11 protein-coding genes and 1 pseudogene are annotated in these 14655 nt (G+C 71.2%); 6 read left to right on the plus strand and 6 right to left on the minus strand.

The genetic code is table 11. The features are described 5' to 3' along the window. Nucleotides 1-93: 93 nt before the first annotated feature. From MUG96_RS04675 to MUG96_RS04695, 5 genes are all read right to left on the minus strand, one after another. Nucleotides 94-1326: an iron-containing alcohol dehydrogenase gene (locus MUG96_RS04675; protein WP_246986964.1), complete on the minus strand. Its 1233-nt coding sequence runs from the start codon at nucleotides 1324-1326 to the stop codon at nucleotides 94-96. A 63-nt stretch (nucleotides 1327-1389) separates the two neighbouring features. Next, complete coding sequence (locus MUG96_RS04680; protein WP_246986966.1) at nucleotides 1390-1668, minus strand: ubiquitin-like small modifier protein 1; 279 nt, start codon at nucleotides 1666-1668, stop codon at nucleotides 1390-1392. Continuing rightward, nucleotides 1668-3527 (minus strand): aldehyde ferredoxin oxidoreductase family protein, encoded by a 1860-nt coding sequence (locus tag MUG96_RS04685; protein ID WP_246986968.1) that lies wholly within the window; start codon nucleotides 3525-3527, stop codon nucleotides 1668-1670. Before MUG96_RS04685 ends, MUG96_RS04680 begins: the two co-directional genes overlap by 1 nt. A gap of 2 nt (nucleotides 3528-3529) precedes the next feature. Further along, the gene (locus MUG96_RS04690) at nucleotides 3530-4741 is read right to left on the minus strand and encodes a CaiB/BaiF CoA transferase family protein (protein WP_246986970.1); all 1212 of its coding nucleotides are present in this window, start codon (nucleotides 4739-4741) and stop codon (nucleotides 3530-3532) included. Between the two features lie 347 nt (nucleotides 4742-5088). Continuing rightward, a complete protein-coding gene (locus MUG96_RS04695; protein ID WP_246986972.1) occupies nucleotides 5089-5277 on the minus strand; it encodes a hypothetical protein in 189 nt (62 codons plus the stop codon). Nucleotides 5278-5431: 154 nt separating this feature from the next. Here MUG96_RS04695 and MUG96_RS04700 point away from each other — a divergent pair, with 154 nt between their 5' ends. From MUG96_RS04700 to MUG96_RS04715, 4 genes and pseudogenes are all read left to right on the plus strand, one after another. After that, nucleotides 5432-6490 carry a Cdc6/Cdc18 family protein gene (locus MUG96_RS04700; RefSeq protein ID WP_246986974.1) on the plus strand — a complete coding sequence of 353 codons (1059 nt, stop codon included), beginning with the start codon at nucleotides 5432-5434 and terminating at the stop codon, nucleotides 6488-6490. A 245-nt stretch (nucleotides 6491-6735) separates the two neighbouring features. Further along, nucleotides 6736-7503 carry a hypothetical protein gene (locus MUG96_RS04705; protein ID WP_246986976.1) on the plus strand — a complete coding sequence of 256 codons (768 nt, stop codon included), beginning with the start codon at nucleotides 6736-6738 and terminating at the stop codon, nucleotides 7501-7503. After that, nucleotides 7490-7765: pseudogene (locus tag MUG96_RS04710) on the plus strand (DUF8156 family protein); the annotation flags it as partial. The gene MUG96_RS04705 and the pseudogene MUG96_RS04710, both read left to right, overlap by 14 nt. A 164-nt stretch (nucleotides 7766-7929) precedes the next feature. Further along, entirely contained in the window at nucleotides 7930-10059 is a 2130-nt protein-coding gene (locus MUG96_RS04715) for a type B DNA-directed DNA polymerase (protein WP_246986978.1), read from the plus strand. A 15-nt stretch (nucleotides 10060-10074) separates the two neighbouring features. Here MUG96_RS04715 and MUG96_RS04720 read toward each other — a convergent pair whose 3' ends face one another. Beyond that, on the minus strand, nucleotides 10075-10740 hold the full coding sequence (locus MUG96_RS04720; RefSeq protein ID WP_246986980.1) for a hypothetical protein: 666 nt from the start codon (nucleotides 10738-10740) through the stop codon (nucleotides 10075-10077). A gap of 125 nt (nucleotides 10741-10865) precedes the next feature. On the opposite strand from MUG96_RS04720, the gene MUG96_RS04725 reads away from it, so the two are divergent. Continuing rightward, a complete protein-coding gene (locus MUG96_RS04725) occupies nucleotides 10866-12995 on the plus strand; it encodes a hydantoinase/oxoprolinase family protein (protein ID WP_246986981.1) in 2130 nt (709 codons plus the stop codon). After that, nucleotides 12992-14623, plus strand: coding sequence for a hydantoinase B/oxoprolinase family protein (locus MUG96_RS04730; RefSeq protein WP_246986982.1), 1632 nt, complete (start codon nucleotides 12992-12994; stop codon nucleotides 14621-14623). Before MUG96_RS04725 ends, MUG96_RS04730 begins: the two co-directional genes overlap by 4 nt. The last annotated feature ends 32 nt before the right edge of the window (nucleotides 14624-14655 follow it).

Consider the following 14655-nt stretch of genomic DNA (forward strand, 5'->3'; position numbering starts at 1 on the left):
TGCCGGGACCACGACGGGTGACGTGGTCCGCTCGTTCCCGCGTCGTCGCGGGTCGAACCCGGCGTGGCCGGCGCCCCCCCGCGTCGTCGTCGGTCAGGATCGGCGGCGACTGTCGGGAGCGAGCGCGTCGTCGTACACGGTCACGAAGAGTTCCTCCAGTTCGTCGCGGGTCGGCGTCCGCGGGTTGTTGTCCGGCGAACCCGAGTCGAAGGCGTCCTGGGTCATCTCGGGAACCACGTCGAGGTACTCCTCGCGGGACGGGACCTCGCCGAACTCGTCGAGGTAATCGACGAGCGAGATGTCCTCACAGAGTTGCTCGACGGCGTCGCCGGCCTTCGCGGCGGCCTGGCGGGTCCCGTCGAACTCGTCCGCGGCACCCAGCAGCCGGGCGACCTCGGCGTACTTCTCGGGTGCGGCCATCGAGTTGAACTCGACCACGTACGGGAGGATGAGGCCGTTCGCGAGGCCGTGGGGGATGTGCAACTGGGCGCCGAGCGGGCGCGCCATCCCGTGGACCAGCGCGACCGAGGAGTTGCCGAAGGCTTTGCCGGCCTTGAACTGGGCGATCATCATCTCGGTCCGGGCCTTCATGTTGTCGCCGTTGGACCAGGCGAGGGCCAGCGAGTCGACGATGCGCTCCATCGCGTCACGGGCGTAGTCGTCGGTGACGCTGTAGGACTTCACCGACGTGAACGCCTCGATGGCGTGGGTGAAGGCGTCGATGCCGGTGAACGCGGTGTGGCTCTTGGGGAGCGACCTGGTCAGTTCGGGGTCCTCGATGGCGACGTCGGGGACGATGTTCTCCGAGACGATGATGAACTTCGTCGACGTGGACTCGTCGGACAGCACCGCCGTCCGCGTCGTCTCGCTCCCGGTCCCGGCAGTCGTGTTGACCGCGATGATCGGCGGCGCGGGGTTCGGGACGCCCTCGTAGCCGGCCTTGTCGACGCCGAAACTCCGGATCGACCCCTCGTTGGTCGCGAGGATGCCGACCGACTTGCCCACGTCGATGGACGACCCGCCGCCAAGCGTCACGATGACGTCACACCCCTCGGCGTCCCACACCTGGTGGGCCGCCTCGACGTTCTCGACGGTCGGGTCCGGCCGAACGTCGGTGAACGTCGCGACCTCGACGCCGGCCCCTTCGAGCGCGTCGACGATACGCTCCCCGTGAATGTCGAATATCTGCTGACTTGCGACGATGAGTACCTTCTCCCCGTGTCGGGCGGCGTAGGTCCCCGTCTTCTCGACGGCGTCGACGCCCAGTACCGTTCGGCCCGGTGAAACGACGACACGTGTCCCATGTTCCGGTGTCGGCTCGGACATACTTTCGACAAACACGAAGGAAGAGTAAAAGTGTTTAATAACGTGTGTGATACGTTTCAATCCTCACCCGCCCGTGACCGGCGGAGTGATGGCGAGGTGGTCGCCGTCAGCTAATTCCGTGTCGACCCCGTCGAGATGGGTCACGTGCGTCCCGTTTCGCAGCACGGTGACGCTGTCGGCGACGCCCTCGCCGTCGAGGAGGCGACCGTCGAGGTCGGGGTGTTCGTCCTCCAGTGTGGCGAGCACCTCCCGGATCGTCGTGCCGGCCGGCAGTTCCCGGGTCTCGGTGCGCTGGCCGACGGCCTCCCGGACCGTCGCGAAGTACCGGAGTTCGACGGGCATCACTCCGAGACGGCCGAGGCGACGTCGTCGAGGTCGAGGCGGTCGACGGTCTCCTCGGTCGGGTGGCCGTTGTCGTTCCAGCCGCGGAACCGGTAGTACTCGTCGAGCATCGCGTCCAGCTCCGCCGGCGGACAGTACATCCCCTCGGCGGGTCCGTCGGGGATGGGTTCGTGCATCACGCGATGGGAGAGCGTGTCGGACTCGCGGTCGGCGACGCCGCGGGCGACGTTGATGAGTCGTTCGAGGTTGTAGACCCGCTCGCCGATCTCCTCGACCTCCTCGACCGAGAGGTCCCACCCCGTCGCGAGGTTGATGGCTTCGGTGTAGTTCTCGTTGACGCGAGCGCCCCACCCGCCCTCGCTGACGAACCGGCACTGGGTGAGCGAGTCACCGAGCGCGGTGAAGTGCTGGATGCGGGCGGCGAACTCCGGCGTTCCCTCCGTGGTCTCGTCGTGCTCGCCGTCGTACTGGAGGGTCGGGCGGGTGTCGTGGTGTGACCCGCCGCGGGTCGCGGTGGCGTAGCCGATGCTCATGCCCTTCAGCCCGCGCGGGGAGTGGGCGGCGTACTCCAGCCCCTTCGTGCCGTGGAGGTACTGCTCCGCCTCGTCGGCCAGCGACGCGGCCAGCCGGAACGACCCCTCGGCGAGGTCGTCGCCGAAGTCCTCGCGGTGGGCGGTCTTCCGGGCGAGTTCGACGAGACCGTCGGCGTCGCCGAAGTCCAGGTGCGGCGAATCGGCGTCGTCGAGCAGTCCGTCCTCGTTGCACTCGCGGGCGAACGAGACGGTGACGCCCCAGGAGATGGTGTCCATCCCGAGTCGGTCACAGAGGTCGTTCGCCTTCATGACGCGCTCGACGTCGTAGACTTCCTGCATCGTCGCCGTCCCGAACAGCGACTCGAACTCCGGAATCTTCGCCTCGGTGATCCCCTCTGCCTGCACCGAGACGTGCTTGCCGCACTTGACCGCGCAGTTCGCGCAGGTGGTGTCCTCGGTGACGTACTCCTCGCGGATGCGCTCGCCGCTGATGCGCTCGGCCGTCTCGGGGTCGGCCTGCTCGTGCTGGTAGTTGTGCTGGCCGAGTTTCCCCATCTCGTTGATGGGGTTGACCAGCCCCGCCGTCCCGTAGTCCTGGAGCATCTCGGTATCCTCCATCAGCCGCCCCATCTGCTGGACGGTCCGACCGCGCAGGTCTCCTGCCGGCTCCGGTTCGAAGTCGCCCTCCTGGACCGCGACGGCTTTGACGTTTTTCGACCCGAGGACGGCGCCGCTCCCGCCGCGGCCGGCGACCCCCTCGCGTATCTCCGAGTCGTGGAGCAGGCAGGCATAGCGGACCCGGTTCTCGCCCGCCGGGCCGTTGGCGAGGACGTGGGTGTCGTACCCGACCCCTTCGCGCTCGCGGACGGCCTGGCAGGTGTCGTAGGTCTCGAGTCCCGCGAGGTCGTCGGCCGGTTTCACGTCGGCCCCGTCGCCGTCGACGAGGACGTACGAGAGTTCGGGGGCCTCGCCGTGGAGGACGACACACTCGAAGCCGGTGGTCTTCTGTGCCTGCGGTAGCGTTCCGCCGAACGTCGAGTCGAAGAAGCCGTTCGTCATCGGGCTGACGAAGCCCAGCACGCCCCGGGAGGTCGACTGGAACGGGGTCGCGTTCATCGGGCCGACGCCCATCGCGAGGACGTTCTCCGGGTCCAGCGGGTCGGCGTCGACGGGGACGTGTTCGGCGACCTGCTCGGCGACGAAGCCGTTGCCGCCGAGGAACCGCCGGGCGTCCTCGGCCGTGATCTCCTCGGTCTCCGTCTCGCCGGTGTCGAGGTGGACGTGGAGGATTTCGCCCCCGTAGACCGGCGGGAGGTCGTCCGTCACGGTCAGTCACCTCCCTCCTGGTCGCCGAAGGCACCCACGGCTTCGAGTTCATCGAGTTCGTCCTCGGTGTAGCCCAGGTCGCGGAACACGTCGCGGTTGTGCTCCCCGAGGAGCGGCGGTGCCGACTCGAACCCGCTGTCGGCGTTCTCGAAGTTCAACGGGTGTTCGATGACCGGAATCTCGCCGAGGTCGGGGTGTTCGATCTCGGTGATGACACCGCGGGCGTCAACCTGCGGGTTGTGCAGGGCCTCCTCGACGCTGTAGACCGGGCCGGCGGGGACGCCGCCCTCGTCGGCGATTATCTCGATCCACTCCTCGGTCGTCTTCTGGGTGAGCGTCGCCTCGATCTCGGCTTCGAGTTCGTCGATGTGGTCGACGCGGTCGGCGTTCTGGGCGAAGCGGTCGTCGTCGATCAACTCCTCGCGGCCGATCGCCTCGCACAGTTCGCCCCAGAGCTTCTCGTTGAGGACGCAGACGTTGATGTAGCTGTCTTCGGTCTCGAAGGTCTGGTAGGGGGCCAGCACGGGGTCTTTGGTGCCCATGCGCTCCGGCTCCTCGTCGGCGAAGACCTTGCCGGCCTGCTTGGTCAGCCACGGCAACACCGAGTCGAGCATCCCGAGGTCGATGTATTCGCCTTCGCCGGTCCGCTCGCGCCTGTAGAGGGCGGTCGCCACGCCGAAGGCGGCCCACATCGCCGTCACGAGGTCGGACATCGGGAGGCCGACCTTGACCGGCTGGCGGCCCTCCTCGCCGGTGACGTCCATGATGCCACCCATGCCCTGAATGAGCAGGTCGTAGCCCGAGCGTTCACGCCAGGGGCCGGTCTGGCCGAACGCGGAGACCGCGAGGTAGATGAGGTCGTCGTTGTACTCGGTGAGCGTATCGTAGTCCACGTCGAGACGCTCGGCGACGCCGGGCCGGAAGTTCTGGACGAAGATGTCAGCCTCCTCGACGAGATCGTAGAGCGCCGTTTTGGCCTCGTCGTTCTTCAGGTCGAGTTCGAGGCTTCGTTTACCGTAGTTGACCGTCCAGTAGTAGGGCGACTCACCCTGGATGAACGGGGGGCCGGAGTGGCGAATGGCGTCGCCGTAGCCGGGTTGTTCTATCTTGACGACGTCGGCACCCTGGTTGGCGAGCATCGCCGAGCAGAACCCACCGGTGACGAACGTCGAGACGTCGAGTACTTTGAGTCCGTCGAAGACTTTTTCGCTCATACGTCACACCGTCCGTGGTCCGTCTGCCGCGTCGGAATCGCCAGTTCTGGTTCCGCCTCCACCGGGGTCGCGGGGGGAGCGAGGGTGTACTCGCGCATGACTGCCAACAATTACACCGGCCGGCACATCAATCCCCACCACTCTTCGGGGGTTTCCGCTACCGGCCCCCCGCTCGCTGTGGCCTCCGAAAACGCGAGTCAGCGACTCCTCATCGGTCCGGGAGTGCCGGTATCGCGAAAACTCAGCGACGCCGCCCGATTGCCCTCCCGCTGCACGCCCGGACCCGCCCGGCGTGACTGCCGGATCGGCGGCTACCTCTACCATTGGCGTGAGTCGGGGTGTGCCGTCTACGACCGCCGGTCCGTCGCGGACCCGTCGCGGCGGTGGCTCAGTTTCTCGGCGACGATTCCCGGGACGGCGGTCCCGCAGTACCGGCAGTACCAGGAACGGCCGCCGGCACCCGACTCGTGGTCGAGTTCGTCTTTCGAACCGAGCGTCGCCCCACAGCCGTCGCAGCGATGTGAGGGTTCGGTCACGGTGACCGGTGCTACGGTGCCGCCCCACATCAATCTCCGGTCGGTTCACGCGCGGTCGCACCGCCCTCGTGCTCTCCATGGGTGTGTGACACATTCTGGAAACCGCGGAAGTGACACGCCGGCGCTTAAGCCGCTGGCGTCCCCTCCATCCCGTATGATCGAGGATGCTCGGGTCCTCCGCGAGGAGTTCGTGCCCCGCGAGGTCGAGCATCGCGACGGCGAGGTGACACACCTCTCGGGGATGCTCGAACCGGTCACGCGGGGCGAGCCAGCGGACACGGCTGTCATCACCGGTCCCTCCGGTGCCGGCAAGACCTGTATCGCCCGCTACACCGTCGGGCGGCTCAGGGAACAGCACCTCGACGTGCGCTCCCAGTACGTCAACTGCTGGCAGAACTACTCGCGATTCCGGGCGCTCTATCGCATCCTGGAGGGGCTGGGGAAGACCGTCGACATCCACCGGCGGTCGACGCCACACGACGAACTGCTCGACCGGCTCCGGAGGTACGACGGCCCGCCCTGCGTGGTCGTCCTCGACGAGGTCGACCAGCTGGAGGCGCTCGACGTCCTCTACGACCTGCACTCGCTGCCCGCGTTCTCGCTCGTGCTCATCGCCAACCGGGAGGCCGAACTGTTCGCGCGGGCCGACGAGCGCCTCACCAGCCGCCTCCGCGGGAGCGAGACCATCGGCTTCGACCGCTACGGGCTGGACGAACTGGCGAGCATCCTCGCCGCCCGCGCCCGCTGGGGGCTGACAGCGGACGCGGTGTCGACTGCCCAGATACGGACCATCGCGGACGCGGCGGCGGGCGACGCCCGGGTCGGCATCAGCATCCTCCGTAGCGCCGCTCGCAAGGCCGACCGCGCCGACCGCGAGACGGTCACCGACGACCTGCTCGAGGAGGCCATCCCCGCCGGCCGGACCGCCGTCCACCGGAAGAACCTCGAGACACTGACGCCCCACCAGCGGGCGCTGTACGACGCCGTCGACGAGGTCGGCGCCATCGAACCCGCCCCGCTCTACGAGGCCTACCGCGAGCGCGTCGACGACCCCAAGACCGACCGCACCGTCCGCAACTACCTCGCGAAGATGGTCCAGTACGACCTGCTCGTCGCCGAGGGGACCAGCCGCGACCGCGTCTACCGCGTCGCCGACCCGACGACCGGCCACGCCGCCTCGACCGCCCCGCACGCGACCGACGACGACCGGTGACCCGGCAGTGGCCGCGAGCCGGGGGTGTGTCACCTACGTGTCGGCAGAACGGGAGTCCACCGGCAAGCCCACCGCTCCAGCGGTGGGTAGCTGACGCCTTCTGGAAACGATTCGGAAACGGCCCGAAGATCGAGAACCAGCAGCCTCGGCACCGCTCCCCGCCACTGACGACGACCCCGTTGACTTCTGGAAATTCCGGAACCGACCCGGGTTCGCTCTTCCCGGTCGCGTCCGACACCTCGCGTATGCGACGCGACGACCGACCCGAACTGCCGACGCTGGAGTCGGGGGTACAGTTGTTGGACGTGCAGGCAACGGGCCGTGGCGACCGGCTGGAACCGCTGGCCGCGCTCGTCGTCGACCACCTCCTGCGGACGGGTGGCCGCGCCCGCTGGGTCGACGCCGGCGGGCACGCCCGGACCGGCCCGCTGGTGCGGCTGGCACCGGAGACGCGGCTGCTGGACCGGGTGCACGTGGCCCGGGGGTTCACCGCCCACCAGCACGCCGAACTGGTCCGGCGACTCCGGTCGCGGGTCGACGACGGGACGGCACTGCTCGTCGTCCCCGCCGTCGACGCGCGGTACCGCGAGGAAGCGGGCGCGGACGGGCAGGCGCTCCTCCTGCGTTCGCTGGCACGACTCACGCGGCTGGCCCGCGACCACGCGGTGCCGGTGGTGGTGACGCGGCGGCGGGCCGACGACTTCGCCGCGCCCGTCGAGCGGGCGAGCGAGCGGGTGATCGAGTGCGAGCGGACGCGCTTCGGCCTGCGCTTCCGGACCGAGGCGTTCGAGACGCTTGTCTACCCCCAGGGTGACGGCACGGTCCAGACGACGCTGGCCTTCTGGCAGTCCGTGCTTGCGGCGCGCCACGAGGGCGTCACCGTCGACCCCGCCGGCGCGGTCGCCGACGACGCGGCGACGCGAGCGGACGCGACGAACCGCGAGGCCGACGGGCACCCGTTCGCGTCGACCGGTGCAGTCCCCGGGGAGGTGGTGACCGATGGGGCGTACTAACCCCACGTTCCGCGACCGGCTGTCGGGGATCGAACGCGAGTTCGCCGACTACCGGCGGGCGCTCCGGCGGCGCGACCGCCCGCACTTCGACCGCCTGTTCGCCCACGCACGCGCCCACGCCGACGCCTGCAGCTACCTGAACCACGACGCGCCCCTCGCCGCGGTGCTGTTCTCGGTCGCGCTCGAACAGGAGGCACGGCTCGCCGCGCTCGACGCCCGCCTCGGCGCCCTCGAAGCCGAGGCGGGGATCGACCCGGACGAACGCCGGTCGGTCGACGGCGCACAGGCTCGGCTCGAACGGCCCTGGACGGCGACCGGCGACGGCGAGCGCGGCGGCGACCGGGACGCCGCGTCGGCGGTCGGCGACGACCTCGACCGCTCCGGAAGCGCCGACGAACCCGACCGACCCGGAGGCCCGGACGGCTGATGGCCTTCACCGTCGACTACCGGGACGGCGACGCCCTCGCGTGGCGGCTGACCGAAGACGGCGCGACCGCCGACCGGGACACCGAGTACACGCCGACGCTCTACGTCGTTCGGGCCGACGGCCCGGTGACCGCCATCCGCGACGAGGTCGCGGCCATGGCGGACGCCGTTTCGGTCGCCGTCGCAGAGAAACGGCGGGGCTGGCGTCGGGACCCAGAACCGGTTCTCCGGGTCGACGTGCGCGGGATCGACCGCGTGCGACCGCTCGCGGCCCGGATCCGAGACTGCGGCGACCCCGGCGAGGTCCGACTGGCCGACGTGGACCTCTCGCGGGGGTTCCGCTACTGCCTCGACCGGGGAGTCGATCCGACGCCTGCCCGCGACCCCCGCGCGCTCGAACTCGCCGTGCCGGAGCGGGCGCTCGGCGACGGCCCGCTCGAATCGCTCGTCGTCGACGGCACCGAACACGAGGGGGCGCCCGGCGACCTCGTCGGTGCGGTCGCGGCGGCCGTCGAGCGACGCGATCCGGACGTCCTCGTGGTGAACGCGGGCGCGGTCATCCCGACGCTGTACGAGGCGGCGGCGACGGGGGGCGTGGACCTGCAACTCGGCCGACTGCCGGGCTGGCGGCGGCTGGCGGGCGCCTCGACCTACGAGAGCTACGGGACGGTCCACCACTCGCCGGCCCGCTACACGGTGCCGGGCCGGGCGGTGATCGACCGGTCGAACACGTTCTTCTACCGGCAGGCCGGGCTCGACGGCTGTCTCGACCTCGTCGGGCGGTCGCATCAGCCCCTGCAGGAACTCGCGTGGGCGTCCATCGGGCGTGTGCTCACGGCGATCCAGATCCGCGAGGCCCGCGAGCGGGACGTGCTCGTCCCCTGGCACGCCTACCGCCCCGAGTTCTTCAAGTCCGCGACGACGCTCCGGCGAGCCGACCGCGGCGGCCACACCCTCTCGCCCGCCGTGGGCGTCCACGAGACGGTTCACGAACTCGACTTCGCGTCGCTGTATCCAAACGTCATCCGCACCCGCAACGTCAGCCCGGAGACGGTCCGCTGTGACTGCCACGACCGCGCGGACGTGCCCGGCCTCGGCTACAGCGTCTGTGACGAGCCGGGCTATCTCCCGGACGTGCTCGCCCCGCTCGTCGAGGACCGCGCCGCGCTCAAACGCGAGCGCGCGGCGACTGACGACCCCGAACGCCGGACATCCCTCGACCGGCGCATCGAGGCGCTCAAGTGGATCCTCGTCGCCTGCTTCGGCTACCAGGGGTTCTCCAACGCGAAGTTCGGCCGCATCGAGTGCCACGAGGCGATCAACGCCTACGCCCGCGAGATACTGCTCGACGCGAAAGCCGCCTTCGAGGCCGGCGGCTGGCGCGTCCTCCACGGCGTCGTCGACAGCCTCTGGGTGACACCCGCGCCCGACGTGCCGGCGAGCGAGCGCGAACCGGTCGCCGCCGTCGCGGCCCGCGTCAGCGACGACACCGACATCGCCCTGGAGTACGAGGACGAGTACGACTGGTTCGCGTTCGTCCCGACCCGCGACGGCGCGGCCGGCGCGCTCACGAAGTACTTCGGCCGCCGTGCCGACGCCGACCCCGCGACCGACGGTGCGGACGCGTTCAAGACGCGCGGCATCGAGTGCCGGCAGGAAAGCACGGCGGCGTTCGTCGCCGAGATACAGCGCGATCTGCTCCGGGCGTTCGACGCGACACGGGACCCCGAAGCGGTCTGTGACCGCCTCGCCGACCACCTGGGTCGCCTCCGGCGCGGCGCGGTCGACCCGGCCGACCTGGTGATCGAACAGCGTGCCTCGAAGGGTGTCGACGAGTACGAGGGGTCGACGCGCACGGTCGCCGCGCTGGAGCGGGCCGCCGACGCGGGCCTGGATCGTCGCCCCGGCCAGCACGTCCGGTACGTGGTCGTCGACGACGGCGCTGACGGTCGCGAGCGAGTCCGACTCGCCGACGAGGACCCCGCGACCTACGACGCCGACTTCTACGCCGACCGGCTCGTTCGGGCCGCCGAGAGCGTCGTCTCACCGCTGGGCTGGCGCCGCGAGGCGGTCGAGACGCACCTCGCGGATCGAACGAACGCGACGCTGGCGGGGTTCGGTCGCGAGTAAAAGAGCGGTCCCGGCTCAGGCCGCTGGCGCCCTGCTCCAGTCCCGGACCCACGTCACGCCGGCGGCGACGACGCCGGTGCCGATGGCGAGGATGATCCCGAGGATGAGCGCGTCGCCGAACTCGAACGTGTCCGACGCCAGCGCGGTGAAGATGCCGCCGACGAACACGAGCACGAGATGGCCCGCGAAGCCGCCGACGAACCCGAGCAGGTAACTCTGTGCGTCGTCCTGTCCGACCTCGAACACGCCCTGTCCGGCCAGCAGCGCGACGAGCAGCGGCGCGCCGACGTAGGTAAGCGTCAGGAACGCCGACTGGGGAGCGTTCACGGCGATGGCGTTGTTGCCGAGTAGCTCACTCGCCAGGAACGCGAACAGCCCGGTGGCGGCGGCGAGGACGCCCAGCAGGCCCACGACGTACTTCAGCGTCGCCTGGCCCGCCGGCTGGCTCAGGACGTCGGTCGCGCTGGCGCCCGCACCGGGCGCGCCGCCGGGTTGGCCTCGCGGCTGGGCGCCCTGCCCGGCCGGCTGGGCACCCTGTCCGGCCGGCTGGCCGCCCTGTCCGGGCTGGGCGCCTGGCTGTCCACCCGGCTGACCGCCCTGTCCGCCCAGCTGACCGCCCTGCCCGGGCTGTCCGCCTTGATCGCCCTGTCCGCCGTTGTCGTCACCTGGTCCGTCACTCATACGCATCACGACAGCCTGACAGGTAATAAAGCTTTAACTTATTCGGAGGGGGCCGAGGGGGTGACTCGGTCCCGAGCGCCGCCGGACCGGCACCGTTTACGGGCCCGCGGACCGATGTCACGGGCATGACAGCGGACGACGAGGGCGTCAGGCTGGGGGTCGACGTGGGGGGGACGTTCACCGACGTGGTCCTTTTCGTCGGCGAGGACCGCACGACTGCGAAGGTCCCGAGCACGGCCGACCAGAGCGTCGGCGTCGTCGAAGGAATCACGACGGCCTGCGAGGCCGCCGGCGTCGACCCTGCCGCAGTCGACGGCTTCCGGCACGCGATGACCGTCGCCGTCAACGCCATCCTGGAGGGGGCGGGCGCGCGGACGGCGCTGGTCACGACCGACGGCTTCCGGGACGTCCTCGAAATCGGGCGCCAGGACCGCCCGGCGCTCTACGACCTCTCGGCGCGCAAGCCCGCCCCGCTCGTCCCCCGCGAGTGCCGCTTCGCGGTCGACGAGCGGGCGACGCCCGACGGCATCGACGAGCCGGTGGACCCGGCGGAGATCCGGGAGATCGCGGCCGACATCGCGGGGGCGGACCCGCCCGTCGAGGCCGTGGCCGTCTCCCTGTTGCACGCCTACGCGACGCCCGAGAACGAGCGGACCGTCGCCGCGACGCTGCGCGAGGAACTCGATGTGCCGGTCGCGGCCTCCCACGAAGTGCTCGGGGAATTCCGGGAGTACGAGCGGACGGCGACGACCGTCGCGGAGGCGTACGTCACGCCAGCCATCGAGGGGTATCTCGGACGCCTGGAGCGGCGGGCCGACGAGGAGGGGCTGCCGGCGCCGCGGGTGATGCAGGCAAACGGCGGCATCGCGGACGCGGCGACGGTCCGTGACAACGCGGTGACGACGGTCCTCTCCGGCCCGGCGGCGGGGGTCGTCGGCGCGTCGGTCTTCGACCGCCACGCCCCCGCCGCCGGCCTCGTCACCTTCGACATGGGCGGCACGTCGAGCGACGTGAGTCTCGTCCGGGACGGCGAGGCCGAGCGGACGACCGAGGCGGACGTCGGCGGCCACCCGGTCCGCGTTCCGATGGTGGACGTGAACACGGTGGGTGCGGGCGGCGGGTCGGTCGCGTGGGTCGACGCCGGTGGCGCGCTCCGTGTGGGCCCCCGCTCGGCCGGCGCACAGCCGGGCCCGGCCTGCTACGGCAAGGGCGGGACGGAGCCGACGGTGACCGACGCGAACCTCGTGCTCGGCTACCTCGGGGCGGAGACGACGCTCGGGGAGGGACTCGAACTCGACGCCGACGCCGCCCGCGCGGCGCTCGCGGCCCTCGCAGACGAGGCGGGTCTGGACGGGGGGAGCGAGGGTGACGGCGCGCTCGCGGCTGCCCGCGGCGTCTACCGGGTCGCCAACGCGACGATGACTCGCGCCATCCGCGGCGTGACGGTCGAACAGGGGCACGACCCGCGCGCGTTCGCGCTTGCCGCCTTCGGCGGGGCGGGGCCGATGCACGCCGCCGCGCTCGCGGACCGGCTAGGCGTCGAGACGGTCGTCGTCCCGCCCGCCGAGGGCGTCCTCTCGGCGCTCGGCCTGCTCGCGGCCGACGAGAAACACGACGCCGTCCGGACCCACCGGACCCCGCTCGCCGAGGCCGACCCCGATACCGTCGGGGCGGCCTACGACGACCTTCGGGAGACGGTGCTGGCCGACACCGCCGAGCCGAACGCCGCGACGGTCACCCGGGAGGCCGACTGCCGCTACGCCGGGCAGAGCTTCGAGCTGACCGTCGCCGTCCCGGACCCCTTCGACGCGGGGGCGGTCGCCGAGCGGTTCCACGACGCCCACGAGCGCGTCCGCGGCTACCGGATGGCCGACGAACCGGTCACGCTCGTCAATCTCCGGGCGACGGCGACCGTCCCCGGCGACCCGCCGACGCTCGACCACGACCCGACCGGCGACCCCCGGACCGGCACGCGGGAGGCGTTTTTCGTCGGCGAGGGGGCCGACGCGGCCGGCGAGGAGGCGAACGACGGAGCCGGCAACGACGGCGGCGACGACACGGGCGACGACACCGGTGACGCCACCGCCGGCCGCTTCCACGAGACGCCGGTGTACGCCCGCGAGCGGGTTCCAGCCGGCGAGACCTACGACGGCCCCGCGATTTTCGAGGGCGGGGAGAGCACCGTCGTCCTGCCGCCGGACTGGGCCGCTCGCGTCGCCGACGACGGGGCGCTGGTGCTGGAGGTGGACCGATGAGCGGCGACGACGGGGCGACCGCGCCGGCGGCCCACGACATCGACGCCGTGGAACTGGAGATACTCCGGAACCAACTGGAGAGCGTCGCCGAGGAGATGGGACAGGTCCTCATCCGCGGCGCCTACTCCCCGAACATCACCGAGCGCCAGGACTGCTCGACGGCGCTGTTCGACGCGGACGGCCGACTGATCGCCCAGGCCGAACACATCCCGGTCCACCTCGGTGCGATGCCCGCGGCGGTCGACGCCGTGCGCGAGCGGGACCCGCGACCGGGCGACGTGTTCGCGCTGAACGACCCCTTCACCGGCGGCACGCATCTCCCCGACGTGACGCTCGTCTCGCCGATGGCGCCCGACAGCGAGGGACGCAGTCCCTCTGGCAACCGGGCGTCGCCCGGTGACGGAGAGATCGTCGGCTACGCCGTCTCCCGAGCCCATCACGCCGACGTGGGCGGGATGTCGCCGGGCAGTATGCCGTCCGGGGCGACCGACATCCAGCAGGAGGGGGTCCGGATTCCGCCCGTGCGACTCGTCGCGGCCGGCGAGACGAACGCCGACGTGGAGGCGCTGCTCCTGGCGAACGTCCGCAACCCCGACGAGCGCCGGGCGGACCTGCGGGCCCAGCGGGCCGCGAACGAGCGCGGCGAGGAACGGCTCGGCGACCTCCTCGACGCCCACGGCGACCGCCTGCTCGCGGCCTTCGACGCCGTCATCGACTACTCCCGCGAGCGGGTCCGGGCCGAACTCCGCGACCTCCCCGACGGCACCTACACGGCGAGCGACGTACTGGAGGGCGATGGACAGACGGACCGCGACGTGCCCATCGAGGCCACCGTCACCGTCGACGGCGCGACCGTCGACGTGGACTTCGCCGGCACCGCCGACCAGGTGCCCGGGAACGTCAACGCGCCGCTTTCGGTCGCCACGAGTGCTGTTTACTACGTCATACGATGTATAACCGACCCGGACGTGCCGCCGAACCAGGGCTGTTACGACCCGGTCACGGTCAGCGCGCCCGAGGGGTCGCTGCTGAACCCGACGCCGCCCGCCGCAGTCGTGGGGGGCAACGTCGAGACGAGTCAGCGGGTGACCGACGTGGTCTTCGCCGCACTCGCCGAGGCCGCGCCCGACCGCGTCCCCGCGGGCGGGCAGGGGACGATGAACAACACCGTCGTCGGTAACGCCGACTTCCAGTACTACGAGACCGTCGGCGGCGGCGCGGGGGCGAACCCCGACAGCGACGGGCTCTCGGGCGTCCAGGTCGGGATGACCAACACCCTGAACACGCCCGTCGAGGCGCTGGAGGCCGAGTACCCGCTCCGGGTCGAGAGCTACGGCCTGCGCCAGGACAGCGGCGGCGCGGGTCGGTACCACGGCGGCGACGGTCTCGTGCGGGAACTGACGGTGCTGACCGACGCGACCGTCTCCTTGCTGACCGAGCGCCGGCGGCACGCGCCGCGGGGGCTGGCCGGCGGTGCCGACGGACAGTCGGGCCGGAACCTGCTCGTGACGCCCGACGGCGAGCGGGTCGAACTGCCCGCGAAGACCACCCGCGAGGTCGCGGCGGGGACGACCCTCCGGATCGAGACGCCGGGCGGCGGCGGCCACGGGACGCCCGACACCGAGTGAGCAGGCTCTTCTACTCCTGGCGGCAAGCGAGG

The organism is Halorientalis marina, assembly GCF_023028345.1.
Classification (GTDB): Archaea; Halobacteriota; Halobacteria; order Halobacteriales; family Haloarculaceae; genus Halorientalis; species Halorientalis marina.